This is a genomic window from Novosphingobium sp. GV079 (assembly GCF_003058045.1).
GTDB classification, from domain to species: Bacteria; Pseudomonadota; Alphaproteobacteria; order Sphingomonadales; family Sphingomonadaceae; genus Novosphingobium; species Novosphingobium capsulatum.
Window position 1 is genome coordinate 259174 of record NZ_QBUE01000005.1, and the last position, 22331, is coordinate 281504.

Annotated in this window: 20 protein-coding genes and 1 tRNA gene; 10 read left to right on the forward strand and 11 right to left on the reverse strand. The window is 66.3% G+C overall.

The genetic code is table 11. The features are described 5' to 3' along the window. Positions 1–226: 226 nt before the first annotated feature. Positions 227–502: a hypothetical protein gene (locus C8K14_RS09135; RefSeq protein ID WP_233250993.1), complete on the forward strand. Its 276-nt coding sequence runs from the start codon at positions 227–229 to the stop codon at positions 500–502. A 39-nt stretch (positions 503–541) separates the two neighbouring features. On the opposite strand, the gene mnmA is transcribed toward C8K14_RS09135, so the two are convergent. After that, the gene (gene mnmA / locus C8K14_RS09140) at positions 542–1747 is read right to left on the reverse strand and encodes a tRNA 2-thiouridine(34) synthase MnmA (protein ID WP_107716433.1); all 1206 of its coding nucleotides are present in this window, start codon (positions 1745–1747) and stop codon (positions 542–544) included. 139 nt (positions 1748–1886) lie between these two features. Here mnmA and C8K14_RS22340 point away from each other — a divergent pair, with 139 nt between their 5' ends. From C8K14_RS22340 to dxs, 6 genes are all read left to right on the forward strand, one after another. After that, positions 1887–2237 (forward strand): hypothetical protein, encoded by a 351-nt coding sequence (locus C8K14_RS22340; RefSeq protein ID WP_133726783.1) that lies wholly within the window; start codon positions 1887–1889, stop codon positions 2235–2237. Next, positions 2234–2533 carry a DUF1153 domain-containing protein gene (locus C8K14_RS09145; protein WP_022677617.1) on the forward strand — a complete coding sequence of 100 codons (300 nt, stop codon included), beginning with the start codon at positions 2234–2236 and terminating at the stop codon, positions 2531–2533. The genes C8K14_RS22340 and C8K14_RS09145 overlap by 4 nt, the downstream gene beginning before the upstream one ends. Before the next feature lie 532 nt (positions 2534–3065). Continuing rightward, positions 3066–4217 (forward strand): efflux RND transporter periplasmic adaptor subunit, encoded by a 1152-nt coding sequence (locus tag C8K14_RS09150; protein WP_107716434.1) that lies wholly within the window; start codon positions 3066–3068, stop codon positions 4215–4217. Positions 4218–4250: 33 nt separating this feature from the next. Beyond that, complete coding sequence (locus C8K14_RS09155) at positions 4251–7466, forward strand: efflux RND transporter permease subunit (RefSeq protein ID WP_082350088.1); 3216 nt, start codon at positions 4251–4253, stop codon at positions 7464–7466. Positions 7467–7567: 101 nt separating this feature from the next. After that, positions 7568–8758, forward strand: a complete 1191-nt coding sequence (locus C8K14_RS09160; RefSeq protein ID WP_107716529.1) for a DUF445 domain-containing protein — start codon at positions 7568–7570, stop codon at positions 8756–8758. A gap of 98 nt (positions 8759–8856) precedes the next feature. Beyond that, positions 8857–10779, forward strand: a complete 1923-nt coding sequence (gene dxs / locus C8K14_RS09165) for a 1-deoxy-D-xylulose-5-phosphate synthase (RefSeq protein WP_107716435.1) — start codon at positions 8857–8859, stop codon at positions 10777–10779. A 43-nt stretch (positions 10780–10822) separates the two neighbouring features. Here the strand turns inward: dxs and C8K14_RS09170 are convergent. The 3 genes from C8K14_RS09170 to C8K14_RS22345 all read right to left on the reverse strand — a co-directional run bounded on the left by C8K14_RS09170 (position 10823) and on the right by C8K14_RS22345 (position 11942). Beyond that, a tRNA-Leu gene (locus tag C8K14_RS09170) sits at positions 10823–10909 on the reverse strand. A gap of 321 nt (positions 10910–11230) precedes the next feature. Beyond that, positions 11231–11512: an integration host factor subunit beta gene (locus tag C8K14_RS09175; protein WP_022677879.1), complete on the reverse strand. Its 282-nt coding sequence runs from the start codon at positions 11510–11512 to the stop codon at positions 11231–11233. Positions 11513–11618: 106 nt separating this feature from the next. Next, positions 11619–11942 carry a hypothetical protein gene (locus C8K14_RS22345; RefSeq protein WP_133726784.1) on the reverse strand — a complete coding sequence of 108 codons (324 nt, stop codon included), beginning with the start codon at positions 11940–11942 and terminating at the stop codon, positions 11619–11621. 65 nt (positions 11943–12007) lie between these two features. Here C8K14_RS22345 and C8K14_RS09185 point away from each other — a divergent pair, with 65 nt between their 5' ends. The 3 genes from C8K14_RS09185 (at position 12008) to C8K14_RS09195 (ending at position 15286) form a co-directional block, all read left to right on the forward strand. Continuing rightward, positions 12008–13807 (forward strand): peptide MFS transporter, encoded by a 1800-nt coding sequence (locus tag C8K14_RS09185; protein ID WP_107716437.1) that lies wholly within the window; start codon positions 12008–12010, stop codon positions 13805–13807. 168 nt (positions 13808–13975) lie between these two features. After that, the gene (locus C8K14_RS09190; RefSeq protein ID WP_231627658.1) at positions 13976–14659 is read left to right on the forward strand and encodes an NnrU family protein; all 684 of its coding nucleotides are present in this window, start codon (positions 13976–13978) and stop codon (positions 14657–14659) included. A gap of 39 nt (positions 14660–14698) precedes the next feature. Further along, entirely contained in the window at positions 14699–15286 is a 588-nt protein-coding gene (locus C8K14_RS09195) for a GNAT family N-acetyltransferase (RefSeq protein WP_107716438.1), read from the forward strand. A gap of 18 nt (positions 15287–15304) precedes the next feature. Here the strand turns inward: C8K14_RS09195 and C8K14_RS09200 are convergent, their stop codons facing one another. The 7 genes from C8K14_RS09200 to C8K14_RS09230 form a co-directional block, all read right to left on the reverse strand. Beyond that, on the reverse strand, positions 15305–16018 hold the full coding sequence (locus tag C8K14_RS09200; RefSeq protein ID WP_107716439.1) for a ribonuclease T(2): 714 nt from the start codon (positions 16016–16018) through the stop codon (positions 15305–15307). A gap of 16 nt (positions 16019–16034) precedes the next feature. After that, a complete protein-coding gene (gene nadC, locus C8K14_RS09205; RefSeq protein ID WP_107716440.1) occupies positions 16035–16898 on the reverse strand; it encodes a carboxylating nicotinate-nucleotide diphosphorylase in 864 nt (287 codons plus the stop codon). A 102-nt stretch (positions 16899–17000) separates the two neighbouring features. Continuing rightward, positions 17001–17798: a LytTR family DNA-binding domain-containing protein gene (locus tag C8K14_RS09210; RefSeq protein ID WP_054131754.1), complete on the reverse strand. Its 798-nt coding sequence runs from the start codon at positions 17796–17798 to the stop codon at positions 17001–17003. A 103-nt stretch (positions 17799–17901) separates the two neighbouring features. Then, positions 17902–19080: a sensor histidine kinase gene (locus tag C8K14_RS09215; protein WP_107716530.1), complete on the reverse strand. Its 1179-nt coding sequence runs from the start codon at positions 19078–19080 to the stop codon at positions 17902–17904. A gap of 12 nt (positions 19081–19092) precedes the next feature. Further along, positions 19093–20127: a hypothetical protein gene (locus tag C8K14_RS09220; RefSeq protein ID WP_107716441.1), complete on the reverse strand. Its 1035-nt coding sequence runs from the start codon at positions 20125–20127 to the stop codon at positions 19093–19095. Beyond that, on the reverse strand, positions 20124–20954 hold the full coding sequence (locus tag C8K14_RS09225) for a DsbA family protein (protein WP_084390778.1): 831 nt from the start codon (positions 20952–20954) through the stop codon (positions 20124–20126). Before C8K14_RS09225 ends, C8K14_RS09220 begins: the two co-directional genes overlap by 4 nt. Positions 20955–20958: 4 nt before the next feature. Beyond that, on the reverse strand, positions 20959–22302 hold the full coding sequence (locus C8K14_RS09230; protein ID WP_233251005.1) for a M48 family metalloprotease: 1344 nt from the start codon (positions 22300–22302) through the stop codon (positions 20959–20961). Positions 22303–22331 lie beyond the last annotated feature (29 nt).

A 22331-nucleotide genomic window follows, 5' to 3' on the forward strand; every position in this document is an offset into this window, starting at 1 on the left:
CCAGCCACCGGCGGGCACAGGGTAAACGGAATCGCGGGGCGCTCTGCATGGTTGCCCGGTCTTTCCACCAGATCGAATGCACATGGCAACCACCAAGCCTTCTTCATCCCCGAATGATCCGCTCCGTTTTGGTGGCCAACCGCCTTCGTCTCCATCTCCAGGGCCCCGCCGCGCGGGGCACTGGGCCTGGCGCGGGCTGGCAGCAATCGTCATCATCGGCCTTGTCGTGGGCGCGGTATTCGTCGCCTTTGTCTGGCGCCCGGCGCACGACAACGCGCGAATCGAGGCGGCGCGCGCCGCCCGCCTGGCCTGCTCGTGCCGCTATATTGGCGGCAGGGCGCTGGGTGATTGCGAAAAGGACAATCCCAAGGGCCGCTTCCCGGTCTCGCTGGCGGAGGATGCCGCCGCCCACAGCGTGACCGCTACGGTTCCGCTCGCCGCGGCGCAGACCGCCACCTATCGCGAAGGCTGGGGCTGCCAGTTGCAGGCCTGGCGCGACTGAGGCGCGGGCAGGAGATCTCAACCCCTGCCCTGCCGGGCTTTACAGCGCAGCCAGCGGCTCGGCCGCTTCGGTGCCGTCGATCCAGCCGCCGCCGATCACCCGTTCCCCGGCATAGAGCACCGCCGCCTGGCCCGGAGCCACGCCATATTCGGGCGCGGCAAAGCGCAAGGTGGTGGCGGCACCATCGCCGAACGGGCCGTCCAGTGTAACCGGCACCGGCTTTGCCAGCGAGCGCACCTTGGCGGTCAGCGGCGTGCCATCGGTGGGCAGGGCGCCGATGCGGTTGGTCTCGATCACGCGGGCTGCGGCCACGCCCAGCAACTGGCGCGGGCCCACCAGCACGCGGGCATTGGCCGCATCCAGGCCCACGACATAGAGCGGCTCAGGCTGGCCGCCGATTTCCAGCCCGCGCCGCTGGCCCACGGTATAGTGGATCACGCCCTGGTGCTGGCCCAGCACGACGCCGCTCTGGGCATGGACGATCGTGCCGGGGCGCCCGCCTTCGGGGCGAACGCTGCGCACGATCTTGGCGTAATCGCCATCGGGCACGAAGCAGATGTCCTGGCTGTCGGGCTTGGCGGCAACGGCCAGGCCCATGGCCTGGGCCAGCGCGCGCACCTGCGGCTTGGGCAGGCCACCTAGCGGGAAGCGCAGGAAATCGAGCTGTTCCTGCGTCGTGCCATAGAGAAAATAGCTCTGGTCGCGGGCGGGATCGGCGGCGCGATGCAACTGCGCGCCTTGGGGCGTGGCAATACGGCGAACATAGTGCCCGGTTGCCAGGCAATCGGCGCCCAGTTCGCGCGCCATGGCCAAAAGATCGGTGAACTTGGGGCCCATGTTGCAGCGGATGCACGGGATCGGCGTGCGGCCCGCGAGGTAATCGTCGGCAAAGCGTTCGACCACCTCTTCGCGGAAACGCGATTCGTGATCGAACACATAGTGGGCAATACCCAGGCGATCGGCCACGGCGCGGGCATCGCGGATATCATCGCCGGCGCAACAGGCGCCCTTGCGCCCAGTGGCGGCGCCGTAATCGTAAAGTTGCAGCGTGATACCAATGACTTCGGCGCCGCTGGCAGCCGCCAGCCCGGCCACTACCGAGCTGTCCACCCCGCCCGACATGGCCACCACGATGCGCCGCGCGCTGGCCGGGGCGGCCAGATCGAACAGGGGCAATGGATCGGCCAGGCCGGTAAAATCAGGCACCAGTTTGGGGATCGCGGAAGGGGGGATGCAATGCGACATGGCCCGCCCATAGGCGCTTTTCCCACGGTTTTCAGCGCAAAAATGGCACGGAACGGGCGGGGTGCGCTGGCCATGTGGTTAATTTTTTGTAAAGGGCGGTTTTACACTCCCTTATCCCTATCGGGCTACTGTCAGCCCCATGGATTTGGGTTTTGAAGATCTGCGCGGCCTGGTGGGCGCCGAATCGGCAGGGGTGCTGCGCCAGCTGCACTGGGCCGAATTCTGTGCCCGGCTGGAAGCCGCACAGGACCTGCGGCGGGTGTCGCAGGATTCCGTACTGGCGATGCCGGGCGGAACGGGCCTTGGCAGCTTCCATCGGGTCGCAGCCTGGATGTTGCACAAGGCAGGTGAACACACGGCAGGTCATGAAGATCTCGTTAACCCAAACTCTTCAGTGAATGGCAAAATGGAGGGAAGCACAACGGTGATGAAGCCAAACAGGCCGTCCCCCCCGCCGAAAGGCTCAGCTGACCGACGAGAAGTGCCATGATCGAAAATCAGAAAATCAGGCCGGCGCAGGTTATTGGTCCCTTGGGTGAACCGCTGACGCTGGATAACCTGCCCCCCGCCAACACCACCCGCTGGGTGGTGCGCCGCAAGGCCGAAGTGGTCGCGGCGGTCAACGGTGGGTTGCTGACCATTGATGAGGCGTGCGAACGCTATGGCCTCACCCTCGAAGAATTCGCCTCGTGGCAGCGCGCGGTGGATCGCTCGGGGATGCAGGGCCTGCGGGTCACGCGTATCCAGCACTATCGCGACCTTTACGAGCGCCAGCTCAAGTATTGATCACGCGCTGGCTTGCCGGCCCGGTGCATTGCGCCGGGGCTGGCAGCCCGCGTCACACCGCCATCCACGGTGCGGCCGTCCGGGGCAACCCGGGCGGCCGTTTTGGCGTCTCGGCCCCGCAGCGGTGGGTTCGTTGCCGAGGCGAAGCGCAAATGCTTCGGTTATGACGTTGTTTGTCGAGCCGTGATTGCAACTGGTCGTTGCGCCCGCTAAAAGCTGCGTAAATGCTGGCAAGGTAAGGAACCTTCGGAACGTGGCGCTTGATGCGCGGCGCTTGGCGAAGGCGGGGGCCATGCCGGCGACCGGCGTTACCGGCGGCTGGCCCATGCCGGTGGCCGGCCGCGATGACAGGCAGCCGGGCAACCGGCCGCCACGTTAGACCGACGTTGGGAACACATCGCCCGGCCTGTCGCTGCGCATGGCGCAAGGATGGGGCGGGCAAAGGGGATCGTGGCCTGGGCTGCGTGGTGCCGTATGGTACGCGCTTGCCGGTTGGGCTGGGGAGGCAATTCTGCTGGACAAGACGCAAGACATGAGCAGCCTGGCCGATGTGCCGGCAACCGGTGGCAATCGGCGGCGTGCCTTTGCCATCGGCGCGGGGCTGGTCGTGCTGCTGGCTCTCGCCTGGTGGCTGATGCACCGCGATGCCGGCGGGCCCAAGGCGCCCGATGCCGCCACCCAGGCTCAGACCGTTACGGTGGTGGCGCCGGGCCAGCAGACCGTTGACGCCACCGTGGTGGCCAGCGGCGTGATTGCCGCCAAGCGCGAAATGCCCGTGGGCATTGCCGGCGAAGGCGGTATCGTGCGCAGCGTGCTGGTCGATGCCGGAACCTGGGTTCATGCCGGGCAAGTATTGGCCGTGGTCGATCGTTCGGTCCAGGTGCAGCAGGTGGCCAGCCAGGCCGCCGGGGTGCAGGTGCAGGAAGCCAACGCCCGCATTGCCCAGAGCAACCTTGATCGCGCGCTCAAGCTGGTGGCCAAGGGCTTTATCTCCAAGGCCGATATCGATCAGCTGACCGCCACGCGCGATGCCGCCGTGGCGCAGGTGCGCGTGGCCCGCGCCACGCTGGGCCAGCTGCGCGCCAGCACGGCGCGGCTCAACATCGTGGCCCCGGCCGATGGCTTGGTGCTGACCCGCGCGGTAGAGCCCGGCCAGATCGTCAGCGCGGGCAGCGGCACGCTGTTCCGCATGGCCAAGGATGGCGAACTGGAAATGCAGGCACGCCTTGCCGAAGTGGACCTGGCGCGCATGCACGTGGGCGTGACCGCCCAGATCACCCCGGTCGGCACGGCGCAAAGCTTTACCGGCACGGTGTGGCAGGTGGCTCCCACGATCGATCCGACCACGCGCGAGGGGATTGCCCGCATCGCGCTGCGCTATGATCCCGCGCTGCGTCCGGGCGGCTTTGCCAGCGCCACGATCCGCAGCGGCGTCACCACGGCGCCGGTCCTGCCCGAAACCGCCATTCTCAGCGATGAAAACGGCAGCTTCGTCTATATCCTCGATGGCGCCAACAAGGTGACGCGCCGCGCGGTGAAGATCGGTGACGTCACCGCGCACGGGATCGTCGTGCGCGAAGGTCTCTCGGGCAACGAGCGCGTGGTGCTGCGCGCGGGTGGCTTCCTCAATCCCGGCGATACGGTCCGGCCGGTCACGGCCGGCTCCGCCGCCGCGGCGCACTGATCGACCACCCGTGATCGGACCAGGGAAACGGCCATGAACTTTCGCAATCTCTCGGCCTGGTCCATCCGCAACCCGGTCGTTCCCATCGTCCTGTTCCTGGGGCTGACCCTGGCGGGCCTGGTCTCCTTCATGCTGATGAAGGTGCAGGACCAGCCCGATATCGAGTTTCCGCTGGTGATCGTGCAGATCAGCCAGCCCGGCGCCGCGCCGACCGAAATCGAGACCCAGATCACGCAGCGGGTGGAAAGCGCCGTGCGCACTATCGCCGGGGTCGACACGATCACCTCCACCGCGTCGGAAGGCTCCAGCCAGACGATGGTGCAGTTCAAGATCGGCACCGACATCTATGGCGCGGTGGCCGAAGTGAAGAACGCGGTGGACCAGGTGCGTGGCGACCTGCCCGACGGCATCCTGGAACCGCAGGTATTCAAGGCCGAAACCTCGTCCGATCCCATCGCCTATTGGGCGGTTTCGGCCGACGACATGACAATCGAGCAACTGTCGTGGTTCGTCGACGATACCGTGGCCAAGCGCCTGCTGGCGGTGCCTGGCATGGCCGAGGTCCACCGCGCCGGCGGCGTGACCCGTGAAATCGCCGTGACGCTCGATCCCATGCGCATGAAGTCGTTCGGCGTGACCGCGATGCAGGTCAACAATGCGCTGCGCCAGGTCAATCTCAACGCCGCGGGCGGCAAGGCCGAAGTGGCCGGTGCGCGCCAGTCGGTGCGCGTGCTCGGCAATGCGCGGTCCGCCTTCGATCTGGGGCAGACGCAGATTTCGGTCGCTGCCGGGCGGGTGATCCGCCTGTCCGATGTCGCCGACGTGCGCGACAGCTTCAGCGAAATCACCTCGATCGCCAAGTTCAACGGCAAGCCGGTCGTCACGTTCAGCATTGCCCGTGCCCGCGGCGAATCCGATGTCAGCGTCTATGATGACACGGTCAAGGAACTGGCCAAGATCTCGGCCGAGCAGGGCCACAAGATCCGCTTCACCCAGCTGTTCACCAGCGTGAACTACACCAAGCAGCAGTACCACACCTCGATGTCCTCGATGGTCGAAGGCGCGGTGCTGGCGGTGATCGTGGTGTTCTTCTTCCTGCGCGATTGGCGGGCCACGTTCGTGTCGGCCATCGCCATTCCGCTCTCGGCCATTCCCACGTTCGCCGTGATGCATCTCATGGGCTTTACGCTCAACACCATGTCGCTGCTTGCGCTGGGCCTGGTGGCGGGCGTGCTGGTGGACGATGCGATCGTGGAAATCGAGAACATCGTGCGGCATATCCGCATGGGCAAGACCCCGTTTCAGGCCGCGATCGACGCTGCCGACGAAATCGGCCTGGCGGTGGTGGCGACTACCTTCTCGATCGTGGCGGTGTTCCTTCCCGTGGGCCTGATGCCGGGCATCTCGGGCCAGTTCTTCAAGAACTTCGGCCTGACCGTGGTGGTGGCGGTGCTGTTCTCGCTGCTGGTGGCGCGCATGATCACGCCGATGGTCGCGGCCTATTTCCTCAAGCGTGACCAGCGCGACATTCCCCATGGCGAAGGCCCGTGGATGGACCGCTATATGGCGGTGCTGCGCTGGTCGCTCGATACCACGCGCGCGGCGGCCTATCGCGCGCTGCATCCGCGCCGCCGCGTGCGGGCGCGGCTGCGCGATCACCGCCTGTGGATGATGGGCATCGGCCTTGGCGCGCTACTGCTGACGGGCGCTATGTTCGTGGTCATCCCCACGCAGTTCTTCCCCGATACCGATAGCGATTTCTCGCAGATCAACGTGGAAATGGTGCCCGGCACCACGATCGACCAGACGGCCGCCAAGGTGGACGAGGTGTACAACCTGATCCGCAACGAGCCCGAGATCGAAGTGGCGCTGGAGCGGATCACCGAGGGCAGCGGGCGCATCATCATGACGCTGCGCAAGGACCGCCCGCGCACCAGCCTGCAGTTCCAGCGCGAACTGACCCCGCGCCTGCAGCAGATCGCCGATGCGCGCGTCACGTTCCAAAGCCAGAATGGCGGCGGCGGTGGCGGCTCGGGCCGGCCGATCAGCGTGATGCTCTCGGGCTCTGATCCCGATCTCCTGCAGCGCACCGCGCAAACCCTGGTGCAGCAGATGAGCGGGCTCAAGCAACTGGTGGCGCCGCGCATCAGCGCCGACTTGCGCCGCCCGGAAATCGTCATCACCCCGCATCTTGATCTGGCCGCCTCGCTCGGCGTGACGACCCAGGCGCTCAGCCAGACGATCCGCATCGCCACCCAGGGCGAAATCGACATGAACAGCGCCAAGTTCTCGCTGTCCGATCGCCAGGTGCCGATCCGGGTCAAGCTGCCGCTCGATTCCCGCCGCGATCTGTCGACCATCGAAAACCTGCCGGTGCAGACCGCGATGGGCACGTCGGTGCCGCTGGCGCGCGTTGCCAGCATTGGCTTTGGCTCGGGCCCGACGACGATCCAGCGCTACAACCAGAACCACCGTATCTTCGTGGGCGCCGATCTGCCGCCCGGCGTGGTCAAGGGCACGGCGATGGATGCCATTGCCAAGCTGCCGATCATGCAGAACCTGCCCACCGGCGTGTCCAACGCCCCGGCCGGGGAAGACCGCTGGCAGCAGGAAATGCTCACCAACTTCTTCATCGCGCTCGCCACCGGCGTGCTGCTGGTGTTCTCGGTGCTGGTGCTGCTCTATCACCGCTTCGTCTCGCCGCTGGTCAACATGGGCTCGCTGTTCCTGGCGCCGCTGGGTGGGCTGATGCTGCTGGGCCTGGTTGGCCAGGCACTGAGCCTGCCGGTGTTCATTGGCGTGCTGATGCTGTTCGGCATCGTCGCCAAGAACTCGATCCTGCTGATCGACTTTGCGATCGAGGAAATGTCGACCGGCAAGGGCAAGCTGGAGGCGATTACCGAGGCCGGGCACAAGCGCGCGCAACCAATCATCATGACCACCGTGGCGATGATCGCCGGCATGGTGCCCACTGCCATTTCGGTGGGCGGTGACGCGGGCTGGCGCGCGCCAATGGGCACGGTGGTGATCGGCGGCCTCACGCTCTCCACCCTGCTCACGCTGCTGATCGTGCCGGCCGGTTTCAGCCTGGCTGACGGCTTTGAAAAGCGGCTGGGACCTTGGCTTGCCCGCGTGTTCCTGGCCAGCCAGCCGCGTGCCGCCGGGCATGGCGCCAAGGGTGCGCCTGGCAGCCCCGGCGGCCATGCCGATGGGAACCACACCGTGCATGAGGCATTCCCGGCGGAGTGACCATCACTCCCCGCCGTCTGGCCCGCGCTGCAAGGCCCCTGATCCAGCCCGTTGACCGGGCGCGCACCACGCGCCTAGTCGCCACCGGCCTGCTGGTGGTGATGGCCGGGCTGTTTGCTCTGGCGCGCACCATGCTGGCCGCGCCGGGCGCTGCGCCGGGCTGGGGCTATCTGCGCGCCTTTGCCGAGGCGGCGATGGTTGGCGGCCTGGCCGACTGGTTTGCCGTCACCGCGCTGTTCCGCCATCCCCTGGGCCTGCCGATCCCGCACACCGCGATCATCCCTGAAAACAAGGATCGCATCGCCGATTCCCTGGCCGGCTTCCTCCAGTCCAATTTCCTCACCCCACAAGTGGTGGCGCGGCGCATGGCCGGGCTGGACGTGGCCGGGGCGGCCGGTTCCTTCCTGGCGGCGCCACGCCAGGGCGGGGAGCAGGGGCGCCTGGCAGCTGGTGCCGCCAGCCTCGCGGCCGATATCCTGGAATCGCTCGACCGGGAAAAGCTGGGCGGCATGGCCAAGCAGGCCTTGCGCCAGCAGATCGACCGCATCGACCTGGCGCCGCTCCTGGGCCAGATGCTGCAGGCGATGATTGCCGACGGGCGCCATCTGCCGCTGATCGAGGCGCTGCTGGCCAAGACGGCGCAGACCCTGGAAGCCAACGAGGCGCTGCTGCGTACCCTGATCCACGATCGCGCCAATGCCCTGGTGCGGCTGGTCAAGCTGGACGAGCGGCTAGCCAACACCATTCTCGATGGCATCTACAAGCTGCTGGCCGAAGCCGTGGTGCACCCCGATCACCCGCTGCGCATGAAGATCGTGGAAGGGCTGGAACAGCTTGCCCACGACCTCGTCGAAGACCCCGCCATGCGCGCCCGCGTCGAAGGCATGAAGGCCGAAGTGCTGGCCAACCCCGCGTTCACCGACTGGCTCGACGCGCTGTGGGAGCGCGCGCGCGGTGGCTTGCTGGCGGCGGTGCGCGGCGGTAGCAATGGCGCGCTGTCGGGCCAGATCGGCGTGGCCCTGGCAGACCTGGGCCGGGCGCTGCAAACCGATCGGCAACTGGCGCTGCTGGTCAACCGCTTTGCCCGGCGCACGCTGGTGGGCGTGGCCAGCCGCTATGGCAGCCAGATCGTGCGGCTGGTGTCGGAAACCATCCGCCGCTGGGATGCCCGTACCGTGACCGCGCGGATCGAGGGCGCCGTGGGCCGCGATCTGCAGTTCATCCGCATCAACGGCACGCTGGTGGGTGGGCTGGTGGGCCTTGCCCTCCACGCGCTCGACATGGCGCTGTGAGGGCCGACGACAAGGCCCAAGCTGCTGTTTCCACGCCCCTTGGTGCGAACCATAGGGGTTTTCTCGACAGCGCGCGGCAAGGGGTGTAAGGCGCGATAATGACCGAAATCCCGGCCACGCCTTTGCTCGACACCGTCGATACCCCCGCCGACCTGCGCCGCCTGGCGCCTGGTCAATTGCGCCAACTGGCCGATGAACTGCGCGCCGAGATGATCTCGGCCGTGGGGCAGACCGGCGGGCACCTTGGCTCCGGCCTGGGCGTGGTGGAACTTACCACCGCGATCCATTACGTGTTCAACACCCCCGATGACCGGTTGGTGTGGGATGTGGGCCACCAGGCCTATCCGCACAAGATCCTCACCGGGCGGCGCAGCCGCATCCGCACCCTGCGCCAGGGTGGTGGCCTTTCCGGCTTCACCAAGCGCAGCGAAAGCGAATACGATCCGTTCGGTACCGCGCACAGCTCGACCTCGATCTCGGCAGCGCTGGGCTTTGCCGTGGCCAACAAGCTGGCTGGCAAGCCGGGCAAGGCGATCGCGGTGATCGGCGACGGCGCGATGAGCGCGGGCATGGCCTACGAGGCGATGAACAACGCCGAAGCCGCCGGCAACCGCCTGATCGTGATCCTCAACGACAACGACATGTCTATTGCGCCGCCCGTGGGTGGCCTCTCGGGCTATCTCGCGCGGCTGGTATCGTCGCGCCCGTTCCTGGAACTGCGCGAACTGGCCAAGCGCCTGTCGCGCAAGCTGCCCCGCCCGCTGCACCATGCGGCCAAGAAGACCGACGAATTTGCCCGCGGCATGGCCATGGGCGGCACCCTGTTCGAGGAACTGGGCTTTTACTATGTCGGGCCGATCGATGGGCATAACCTGGAACAGCTGATCCCGGTTCTGGAAAACGTGCGCGATGCGGCCGAAGGGCCGTGCCTGGTCCACGTCGTCACGCAAAAGGGCAAGGGTTATGCCCCGGCCGAGGCGGCGGCCGACAAGTATCACGGCGTGCAGAAGTTCGACGTGATCACCGGCGAACAGATGAAAAGTGCGGGCGGCCCGCCCAGCTATACCAATGTCTTTGCCCAGGCCCTGATGGCCGAGGCAAAGGCCGATCCCACGGTCTGCGCGATCACCGCGGCAATGCCGTCGGGCACCGGGCTCGACAAGTTTGCCAAGGCCTTTCCCGATCGCCTGTTCGACGTGGGCATTGCTGAGCAGCATGCCGTGACGTTTGCCGCCGGCCTTGCCGCGCAGGGCATGCGTCCGTTCTGCGCGATCTATTCCACGTTCCTGCAGCGCGCCTATGACCAGGTCGTGCACGATGTGGCGATCCAGAACCTGCCGGTGCGCTTTGCCATCGACCGCGCCGGGCTGGTCGGCGCCGATGGCGCCACGCATGCCGGCTCGTTTGACGTGACCTATCTGGCCAGCCTGCCCAACATGGTGGTGATGGCCGCCGCCGACGAGGCGGAACTGGTGCACATGGTGCACACCGCCGCCTGTCATGACAACGGCCCGATCGCCTTCCGCTATCCGCGCGGCAATGGCGTGGGTGTGCCGCTGCCCACCGTTCCCGAGCGGCTGGAAATCGGCAAGGGCCGCGTCGTGCGCGAAGGCAGCAAGGTGGCGATCCTCTCGCTCGGCACCCGTCTGGCCGAGGCGCTCAAGGCCGCAGACCAGCTCGATGCGCGTGGGCTGTCCACCACGGTGGCCGACCTGCGCTTCGTCAAGCCGCTGGACGATGCGCTGATCCGCCGCCTCATCGCCACCCACGAAGTGGTGGTGACGATCGAGGAAGGCGCGATTGGCGGCCTAGGCGCCCATGTGCTGACCATGGCAAGCGACGAAGGGCTGACCGACGGCGGCCTCAAGATCCGCACCATGCGCCTGCCCGATGTGTTCCAGGATCACGATGCGCCCGAAAAGCAGTATGACGCGGCCGGGCTCAACGCCCCGCATATCGTCGATACCGTGCTCAAGGCACTGCGCCACAACAGCGCCGGGGTTCAGGAAGCGCGCGCCTGATCCTCAAGCCGGCCGGCGTGCCACTGTCGCATGAAGGTGATGGTGGTGCGGGCGGCCGGACTTGAACCGGCATGGGCAAAGCCCGACGGATTTTAAGTCCGTTGCGTCTAACCAATTTCGCCACGCCCGCACGGCTTGTGCGGCTATAGGCAGGTGGCCGCCGCGCGCCAAGGGGGCGGCGCGGCACCCCTGCAAAAAAGGCCCGCTGCCCCTATCCCGGACGCGAGCCTGACTGCCTGTTAGACTTGGTAGATTTGGGGCTTGTCGCCTGGTCGCGCCGGCTGTGGTGCGTTGGCGGGATATGAATGGCAGGCAGCGCCATTGTCTCGTGCAAAAACGCTGCCTGCCCCCCCTGTAACGCTGCTACCGTGCCCCTTGGCAGCAGCGTCCCTGGCGCCGTGGTGGCCCTTGGCGGGCCGCGCCGGCGCCAAACCGTATCAGCTGCGCAGGATCACTCGGCGTTGAGCCGGATGCGCATTTCCTTGCCCGGCTTGAAATAGGGCACGCGCTTGCCCGGCACGTCGACGGATTCGCCGGTGCGCGGGTTGCGGCCCTTGCGCGCATCGCGTTCGCGCGTGGAAAAGGCGCCAAAGCCGCGCAGTTCCACCCGGCCACCATCGGCGAGGCGCCCGGCGATTTCGTCAAAGAACACGTCAACCACGCGCTCGATCTCTTCGGCGCGAAGGCCCGGGCTGTCCTTGGCCAAAGCTTGCAGCAGTTCGGAACGTATCATGTCACTCCCCCTCCGCGATGCCCCCCGGCATCGAATGAAGTCCCTTGTGCGCCGATTGACCCCCGTCGCGGCGCAAATTGCACTGTGCCAGATGTCGGACGAGTGTTCAACTTATCGAACGTTCAAAAAATGCAGGGAAATTTGCCGAAAACCGCGTCATTTGCGGCCACCAGGTGAAATTCTCTCCGGTGTGGGGCTGGACCGGCGCGGCCAGTGGCGAAAAACGCATGCCACGATGGTTTGTTTCGGTGGGGCTTGGCTTCCAGAAAGGAATATTCAGTTGCTTGCCGCTCTCGCGCATGTTCGTTGCAAAGCGGCGCGCGGTTGCAAATTGCGCCTTTCCAAACCGCGCAATCCGGGTAGTTTCCGCCGCAACCGGACTGGCTTTTCCGCAACAAGAGCCGTCCACCAGAACCGTCGATCGTCGCATATCCATCGGCCCTGCCTATTCATCGGCCCCGCCCGCCGGCAGCTTTTCACGGAGCGCATCCATCCATGACCGAGGCGAACACGCCCCCTTTATCCCCGTCGTCCACCAGTGCCCATGGTGACACCGGGTGGTTCGGCCATCCCCGCCAGTTGGCGCGGCTGTTCACCACCGAAATGTGGGAGCGCTTCGGCTTCTACGGCATGCGGGCGCTGTTGACGCTCTATCTCACCAAGCACTTCCTGTTCAGCGACAGCACCACCAACGGGCTCTACGGCGGCTTTGCCGCGCTGGTCTATCTCACCCCGCTGGTGGGCGGGCTGATCGCCGATCGCGTGCTCGGCTCCAAGCGCTCGGTCAAATACGGCGCGATCATGATGTCGCTGGGCTATTTCGTGCTGTGCTTCGGCGGGGAAACCGCCAAGCCTCATGCCGAAATCGCTGGCCAGCGCTATGACGTGGTGGCCGAAAACACCGTCGATCGTCCTACCGCCACGGGCCTGGAAAAGCGCTATGTGGTCATGGATGGCAGCAAGCTGCTGATCAAGGGCAATGCCGATGGCAGCGTGGCGCTGCTTGCGCCCGATGGCCACATCGCCCGCACCGTGCCGGGTGACCAGTTCGCCACCGGCGGCACGCGCTCGTCGTTCTACGTGATGCTGATGCTGCTCGGCCTGTCGCTGGTGGCGGTGGGCAACGGGTTCTTCAAGCCCAACCTCGCCACCGTGGTGGGCGAACTCTATGCGCCGGGTGACCGCCGCCGCGATGCCGGCTTCACCATCTTCTACATGGGCATCAACCTGGGATCGCTGTTCTCGCAGATCCTCTGCCCCTGGCTGGCCGATTCCGTGGGGTGGTGGGCCGGCTTCCTGTTGGCCGCGATCGGCATGGCGGTTGCCTGGATGCTGATCCAGTTCGATGGCGGGCGCCTGGCCGGTTATGGCGAGCCGCCGGTGCAGTCTGGCCGCGACCTGACGCCGTTCGTCTATGTCGGCGGCCTTGTCGCTGTGGGTGCGGTCATTCTGCTGTTCCAGAACCTGCTCGATGCCAAGCCGGTTGCCGCCGGATCCAGCCTGCTGGCCTATGTGCTGGCGCTGCCGCTGCTGGGCAAGATCCTCTTCGCCAGTTTCCTGATCGGCGTACCCGCGATCCTGGTCTATGCCTGGCGCACCGGCAACCGGGTCGAATTCGAGATGATGGTGGCGGCCATGGTGCTGACCACGTTCAACACCGTGTTCTGGACGCTGTTTGAGCAGGCCGGTTCCTCGCTCACGCTGTTCGCCGATCGCAACACGGATCTTTCGGTGTTTGGCCTGTTCAGCATTTCGGCCGGGCAGACGCAGTTCTTCAACGCGCTGTTCATCGTCACCCTGGCGCCGTTGCTGACCATCCTGTGGGGCAAGCTGGCCGCGCGCGGGCTGGAACCCTCGATCCCGGTCAAGTTCGGCGTGGCCCTGGCGGGCGTGGGCGCCGGCTTCCTGTTCCTGGTCTGGGGCACCCGCTTTGCCGGCCCCGACTTCAAGGTTTCGGTGTGGTGGCTGGCTGGCCTCTACCTGATCCACTCGGTCGCGGAACTGTGCATCTCGCCTGTCGGCATGAGCATGATCACCAAGCTGTCGCTGGCCCGCATCGTCGGCCTGATGATGGGCGTGTGGTATTTGTCGATTGCCATGGCACAATATGTCGGCGGAATCGTTGCGCAGGTTGCAAGTGTGGAAACCGTGGGGGGAGAGGTTACCAACCTCAAGCTGAGTCTTGACACCTATACCAGCGTTTTCAATGTGATCGGCTGGTTTGCGGTGGGGATTGGGGTCGTTCTTCTGCTGCTTTCGGGGGTTTTGCGCAAATTGATGCATGGGGTGCGGTAGTTCGGCGTGGCGCCGGTCTGGCGCCACTTCGGATCAATTTGTTCGGCAATGAGACATGCTTGGGGGATGCCACGCGTCTATGCTCGCCTAAGTGAGCATGGTAAACAATTGTTAGGCTAGCTTGCAGTGGCGTGGGAGCGCTGCAATGCAGCGGGTACGGAGCATGTCTTGATCGAATCACATCTACCCCTGGCCCTGGCGATGCTGTTCTTTGCCGGTTCCCACTGGGTACTCTCGCATCCCTTGCGCAAACCCGCCGTCAAGGCGCTGGGGCTGAATGGCTTTCTTGCGGTCTATTCGATCATCGCCCTGGTCGCGCTGATCCTTGTCTTGATCATGCATGATCGCGCGCCCGATGGGCCGATGCTGTGGAACGGCTATGCCGTCCTGCCCTGGCTGGCTGGCTCGCTGCTCAGCTTTACCGCCACGGCGCTGTTGCTGGCTTCATTCTCGCGCAATCCCGCGCTGGCCCCGCGCAACATGAACGGGCTCTCCACCGCGCTGCCCCAGGGCGTGTTCCGCGTCACCCGCCACCCGATGATGTTTGCCATCGCGCTGTGGGGCATTTCGCATCTGATCGTGGCGCCCAGCTTGCGTTCGCTGCTGCTCAACGGCGGCCTGGCATTGATGGCGGTGGGCGGTGCACGCACCCAGGATGCCAAGTTCCAGGCGCTCTATGACAAGGAATGGCGCATCTGGTCGCGCCGCTCGCCGTTCTGGCCCGACCTGCGCAACCTGGGCCAGCTCGGCTGGGCCTGGGGCGGGGCGTTGATCCTGTGGGGGCTGATCACGGCGTTGCACTGGCTGCTGGCTGGCATTCCCGCTGGGCCCTGGCGCTTTTTCGAAAGCTGATCGGCTTGCATCGCCGCGGAAATCGGGCAGGTTTCGGGAATGGAACCTGTGACCGTCTCCGCGCCCGCCCAGCAGCCTGCCTTGCAGCCCGCCCTTGTGACCGAGCGTCTCGCGCTGTGGCATCCTCACCCGCGCGATCATGCCGGGCTGGTCGATCTGCTTGCCCCTGAGGACGTGCGTCGGCACCTTGGCAACCGCCCCACCAGCGTGACCGAGGAATTCCAGCGCCTGCTGCGCAACGCCGGCTCATGGGCGCTCTACGGCTATGGCATCTTCACCTGCCGCCGCCGCGATGATGATGCCGTGATCGGCATTGCCGGCGTGTTCCATTCCTGGCGCGGCTTTGGCCAGGGGCTGGACGATGTGCCCGAAGCCGGCTGGATATTTGCCCCATCCTGCTGGGGCCAGGGCCTGGCGCGCGAGGCGATGACGGCCGTGCTCGACTGGTTCGATGCCGCGCATGCCACGCCACAGGGCCCGCGCCGCGTGGCCTGCATGATCGATGGGGACAACGCGGCCTCGCTCGCGCTGGCGGCACGCCTGGGCTTTACCCGCTATGCCGAACACGCCGATGGCGCCCGCGACGTGCCGCTGGTGCTGCTGGAGCGGGGTGGGGGCAACGGATAGGCCGCCGCCGCCCCGCATTCAGCGCTTGCGCTGCCAGATCCGCAACAGGCTGCCATCATCCAGGCCCAGGCCATCGCAGGTCTTGGGCCGATCGGCCTGGTCGGCACAGAGCTGCACTTCCTGCAGCCATCCGCCGGGGCTGGCGCTGATGCGGATCGACTGCGGGGTGAGGCGGGGGTTGCGGCTGATGAACGCGCGGCGCAGGTCACCCGCAGTCAGCACGCGGCGGCGGGCCAGGCTGTCCATGTCGGGCAGGTGCAGCGCGGCCATGCGCCGCGCCCCTTGCGCAAAATAAGCCTCTGGCGTGGGGGCCATGCAGGCGCCATGCTTGGCCCATTCGTGGGCGAGCAGGCGGGCCGAGGGCGTCATGCACATGGCGCGGCGCAGGGTTTCGGCGCTGGGCACCGTGGCGGGGCACCACTGTGGCCATTGTCCGGGCAGGCCATCGGCCCACAGCCCGTGCAGCACGAAGCCGAAATGACCCAGGCTGCCATCGCACTGCGTGCCGCCGATGGCGTCACCCGTGTGGTTGCGACAGAACTGCGGAGACCATGACAGCGCCAGCGTCGTGCCGGTCATCGGCCCGGTGCGGCGCGGCCCATCCGGGGCGGGCAGCGGTTCGGGATCGATGCGCGGTGGCAGCCGGCAGGACGGCGCCTCTGCCGCCAGGGCAGCAACGGGCAGCGCCAGGGCGGCAAGCGGCAGGGCAAGAGCAGCAAGCAGGGGCTTCATCGGCGGCACCTTGGCGTTACAGCGGCGAGAAATCGAGGCCGATATCGGCGGCGGGCGCGCTTTGCGTCAACCGGCCGACCGAAACATAGTCCACCCCCGATGCGGCGATCGCGGCGATCGTGTCGAGCCGCACCCCGCCAGAGGCTTCGGTCGGCACGCGACCGGCGACCAGCGCCACCGCCTGGCGCAGCATGTCTGGCCCCATGTTGTCGAGCAGCAGGCGCGTCGCCCCCGCCGCCAAGGCCGGTTCGATCTGGTCGAGGTGGTCCACCTCGCAAATCACGTCGGCCACGCCGGCGGCCAAGGCACGGCGCACCGCTTCGGCCACGCCGCCGGCCACCAGCACGTGGTTGTCCTTGATCATCGCCGCATCCCACAGGCCCATGCGGTGGTTGTGCCCGCCGCCGGTGCGCACGGCATATTTTTCCAGGTGGCGAAAGCCGGGGATGGTCTTGCGCGTATCGAGCAGGCGCGCCCGCGTCTGCCCCATGGCATCGACATACTGCCGCGTCAGCGTGGCCACCCCAGAAAGGTGCTGCACGGTATTGAGCGCAGAGCGTTCCGCCGTCAGCATGGCGCGGGCATTGCCGGCGAGGCACATCAGCGCCGTGCCCGGTTCCACGCGGGCGCCTTCGTCCACCAGGATGGTAATATCGACCGATGGATCGAGCGCGCGAAAGAACGCCGCCGCAATCGGCAGTCCGCACACCGTGATGGCATCGCGGCTGTCCATCACCCCGGCAAAGCGCGCCTCGGCCGGGATCACGCTTTCGCTGGTTACATCATGACCGCCGCCCGGCAGCCCCAGGCCCAGATCTTCCTCAAGCGTGGCGCTGACAAAGGCGGTGAGGTCGAAACCCGGAATGGCAAAATCGGTCATGGCGCGGCTTTACCGACTGGGCGCGGAGGTGCCAATCGGAATTGGCCAATGAGGGCACGCGGGACGTGCCGGGCTGGCGCTTGGCACAGCCCGGCATGGCCGTCAGTGGACGAAGCGGGCCACCACGTCGCGATAGGAGCGGCTCACCTTCACCTCGGCGCCCGACTCCAGCACCAGGAAGCATTCGCCATTGGTATGCGGGCGCACCTGGCGCACCTGATCGAGGTTGACGATCTTGGAGCGGTGGACACGCTGGAACACCCGCGGGTCGAGCCGGCGTTCGAGATCTTTCATCGTTTCGCGCAGGATCAGCGAATTGTCGCCGGTATAGATGCACATATAGTCGCCGGCAGCCTCGATGCGCTCGATCGTGTCGACATCGACGCGGAAGATCTGGCCGCGATCCTTGATGTTGATCAGCTTTTCAAAGCGGCCCGCAGCCACTTCGCCATCGTCTTCCAGTTCGGGCATGGCGTCGGGCGCCACTTCGGCCAGCACGTTCTTGAGCTTTTCCACTTCCTCCAGCCCGCGCTTTTCGGCCATGCGCGTGCGCGCCCGGTCAAGCGCATCGGCCAGGCGGTCTTCCTCCACCGGCTTGAGCAGGTAGTCCACGGCATTGGCCTCGAACGCCTTGAGCGCGTGTTCGGAATAGGCGGTGACGAAGACGAAGAGCGGCGGATCGATTTCCATCACACCCTTGACCACGCTGAACCCGTCAAAGCCGGGCATCTGGATATCGAGAAAGACCAGGTCGGGCTTTTCGGTCTTGATCTTGCGGATCGCCTCGCGTCCGTTGGAACAGGTGTCGATCACCTCGACATCGGGGAAGGCCTGGAGACGCAGCTGGAGGCCCTGGATGGCGAGTTTCTCGTCGTCGACGAGGATCGTGCGGATGGTCATTTGCTACCTTTGCCTGGAGCGTCTGCCCTGTTGTGGTTTTTTTGCCCCCGCGTGACAAATGCGACAAGCCCGAAAAGTTCCCGAGGCATGCCCACCTGCGTCGTCATGCCCGTGCCAGCCGGTTGCTCGGTTGGGCGAGCGTGGCGGGCTCCTCCTTCGCTTCGAACGGCAGTTCGATGGTTACGGCAAAGCCACCTTCGGGGCGGTTGCCCACCTCGAAGCGCTGCTGGCTGCCATAGGCCTGCGCCAGGCGATCACGAATGTTGGGCAGGCCTACGCCCGTGGAAACCGGGTATCCTGGCGCGGATGGGCTATCGGCAGAGTCGGTTTGCACACCGAACAGCGTTGATGGATCGGTGCCTGCTGGCAAGCCCGGCCCGGTGTCCGACACGGTGACCCGCAGCATGGGGCCGACGAGTTGCGCCGCGATGGTGATCTGGGCGCCGTCTTCCAGCGCGCTGACCGCATACTTGATGGCGTTTTCCACCAGTGGCTGCAGCAGCAGCGAGGGCATCAGCGCCGACCGCGCAGCGTCATCGATGCGAAACTCGGTCCGCAGCCGCTCTTCAAAGCGCATCAACTCGATATCGAGGTAGAGCTTGAGCGTCTCCACCTCCTGCGCCACCGTCACCCGGCCGGTTGGCTCGTTGATCAGGGTATAGCGCAGGAAGGCGGAAAGCCGGGTCAGCATGGCATTGGCCGGCTCGGTCTGCTTGAGCAGTACCAGCGTGGAAATCGAATTGAGCGTGTTGAACAGGAAATGCGGGTTGAGCTGGTAGCGCAGCATGGCCAGCTGGGCCGACGTCGCCTGCGCTTCCAGATAGAGCAACTGGTCGTTCTGCTCTTCCACCTGGATATAGAAGTTGATCGCGTAATAGAGCGCGGACCATGCCCCCAGCAGGGTGAGGTCGATATAGAACACGCCCAGGAACAGCTGGGCAAAGCCGGCGTCGCTGCCGGGGCGATAGAGGCTGATTACCCAGGCATCGATGAAGGCATAGAGCCCCACGGCCACGGCCAGGACCAGCGCCGTCGCACCCCAGGTGATGATCGGGCGCCGGTTGATCAACGCGCGATAGATCACCGAGAGGATCGACGAGATCGAAAAGCCAGTGATCGAGGCGATCAGCACGATCAGCAGGAACGACCAGGGCTGGGCATTGGCCAGGCTGGACATGGCGCGCAGCAACATGGCGCCGCCCCAGCCAACGAACTGGAGCCGCCAGAAGGCGCGGTTCTTGTTGCCGAAGAACGGCGTGGGGCGAAGCGGCAGCATGGCCATGACCATCGCGTTCTAGCGCCTTGGCGCGCCGGGCGCCATGGGTGCCTTGTCCACAACACCGGCCGGTTGCGGCATTGGCGGGGCGCCATCCTCGCGGCGGAACAGGCGTGGCCAATCGGCCTTGACGCCATGGTGGGTGGCGGCCTGCATCGTCGCGATCTCTGCCGCCATGGTGCGCACGCGGGTGCGCCAGCTGCCATGATCGGGCGAGGCGAAGAACAGGATTTCATAGCGCGGGCCGATGCGCCGCATCCATGCCATGGCGGCGGCCGGATCATAGCCGGCGTTTTGCAGCAGCCACACCGACAGGCGATCGGCCTCGCGCTCGGTCTTGCGGGCGCTGCCGCCATGTTCCAGCCAGGTCTGGTGGTCGAGCACGGCATGGGCCAGCTCGTGCGCGGTGAGTGCGGCGATCTCTGCCTCGTCCCACTTGGCCACTTCGGCCATCGGCCGGCCGATGCGCACCGTGTCGCGGTTGGCGCCGGCATTGCCCTTGCTGTCATCCATCAGGAAGCGCACCTGGCACACTGGCTCGCCGGCAATCGTCAGGCGTTGCCCGCCGGCGAGGCCGAGCGTGACCCGGCCATCGCGCGCGGCATCGCGTTCAAGCGCATCCTGCACTGCAAACAGCCGGTCCCACTTGCCTTGGCGTGGCACCGGCAGGCTCGATACCGCCAGCGCATCGACACTCTCCACCGTGGCATTGAGTGGCAGGCCCGCGCGCGCTGCCGGGCCATCGCTTGCCATCGCGCCCACGCCAATATCGCCGGCGAGGCCATAGACCTGCCGCGCCAGCGCCGGATCATCGAACGTGCGCACATCCTGCAGCATCACGCCGATGCCCGGCGCCACGCGCGCGCAATAGAGCGCATTGGCGCGAGCGAGCTTCCAGCCGATGCTCTGCACCGTCACGTCATTGCGCTGGATCTCGTCAACCGGCTGCAGGGGAGCAGGCTTGGCCATAGTGGGTTGGGCCAGCGCGGGCTGTGCCGTGGCGATGGCAAGCAGCAGCGGCACCAGGCCGGCTGCCTGGCGCCACCCGATCATGCGCCTTGCGCCTTGTCGCCGCTGCGCGCGGCGTCGATCGCCTGTTGCAGCCGTTCTTTGCCCACCGCGCCGCTCAGCAACTGGTCACCGGCCACCCAGGCGGGCGTGCCGCTCACGCCCAGCTGGCGCGCGAGATCGAGATTGCGCTGCAGTTCCTTCATCGTGCCGGGCTGCGCGGCAAAGGCAGTCGCTGCCGTGGTATCGAGCCCGGCCTTGCCGGCGGCTGCGGTGATGCTTTCCGGGCTGGGCCGCTCGCCGCTGAACATCGCCTTGTGGAACTGCGGATATTTGCCCTGCGCGGCGGCAGCCAGGCCCATGCGCGCGGCCGGCACGCTCTGCGCCGAGATGATCGGCAACTCGCGCACCACCACCTTGAGATCGGGATTGGCGGCCACCAGCGCTTCCACGTCAGCCACGCTGCCGCGGCAATAAGTGCAGGCAAAGTCGGTGAATTCCACCAGCGTCACGCGGCCCTGCGGGTTGCCGAGCACGGCGCCGGGAAATGGCGTTTCCAGCGCGCCGCGCAAGGGCGCCACGCGGCTCGATGCCTCGCGCGCTTCCAGCCTGGCGGCGGCATCGCTGAGGATTTCGGGATGATCGAGCAAGGTCTGGCGCACCAGCCCTTCGAGCGCCTTGCGTTCCTTGCCGTCGATGCCGGCATCGGCCAGGGCCTTGGTCAGCTGCGCTTCGTCAAGCTGGGCCGTTTCCGTCTGGGCCACGGCATCACGGTGGCGGCTCGAGGCCACCCACCAGGCGAGGGCGGCAGCCACGGCTGCCACCAGGACCAGCAGAACCACGAACGAACGGCGTTGGGCAGGCGCTGTCATCGGCTTACTTCTTCTTCCTTTGCCGTTCCATCATCGCCTGGGCCGACATGGCAATATCCTGCGCGCGCAGCCAGTCGGGCGTGCCCTTGGGCAGGCCGTCCTCGGCCGCCTGGGCGCTGCGTGCTGCCTCGGGCAACTGCATCTGCATCAACTGCTGCTCGGCACTGGCCAGGCGGGCGCGGGGGGTATCCCCTTCGGCCTCGTAGACCACGCCAAGCTGATACCATGCAAACGGATTTTCGCGGTCCTTGGCTACCGCCGCCTTGAGCACGCGCTCCGCTTCGGCAAAGTTGGCCTTGTCCTCGGTGGCGAGCAGGGCGTGGCCAAAGGTGGTGGCGATCAGCGGGTTGTTGCCAGTCAACTGCGTGGCGCGGCGCAGGGGCGGGATGGCATCGGCCGGCTGGCCGGATTCGAGCAGCACCTGGCCCTTGAGTTCCAGCGCATAGGGATCATCGGGCAGTTGCTTGAGCATGGCGTCCACTTCGGCCAGCGCTTTGTCCATCAGCGCTTCCTTGTGATAGGCATAGGCGCGCGCGTAGTGGGCCGGGGCATCCTGCAGGTAATCGGGAAAGGCGCGCAGCGTGTCCTGCGGCTCTGCCAGATAGCCATAGAGCTTGGCCTTCACGCGCAGGAAGCGGGCCTGCAGCTGCGGGTCCATCGGCGTATTCCACGCCGGATCGTGTTCGTAGACATCCTGAAGGTAGGTCAGGCGGTCGGCCGTCATCGGGTGGGTGGAATAGAACTCCGCATCGGCATTGCGGGTAAAGCCATAGCGGAATTCCTGATTCTGCAGCTTCTTGAAGAAATCCAGCGACCCGCGCCCGGAAATCCCCGCCTTGGACAGGAACTGCGCACCGGCAGCATCGGCTTGCGATTCCTGCGCGCGGCTGAAGGAGAGGTAGCTGCCCAGCGCCGCCTGCTGCCCCGCCATGAACACGCCCAGGCCCGCGTCGGCCGAACCGGCGGCAGCGGCCAGGCCACCGAGCAGCAGCGACAGCAGGGTGATGCCGGTGGCCGGCTTCGACCCTGCCGTGCTGATCACGTGGCCCCCGGTGATGTGGCCCAATTCGTGCGCCACCACGCCTTGCACTTCGTTGATGTTGTCGGCCGCGCCCAGCAACCCGGAATGGATATAGACCGCCTGCCCGCCGGCCACGAAGGCGTTGATCGAACCATCGTTGAGCAGGATGATATCTACATTGCGCGGATCGAGCCCGGCCGCCTTGATCAGCGGGGCCGACATATCGCGGAACAGCGCTTCGGTCTCCGCGTCGCGCAGCACCTCTTGCGCCACGACCGGTTGCACGGTCAGCGCCAGGGCCACGACGGCCGAACACAGCGCGGCCAGGGGTCGGCGCAGACGGGAGGAAATGAGGG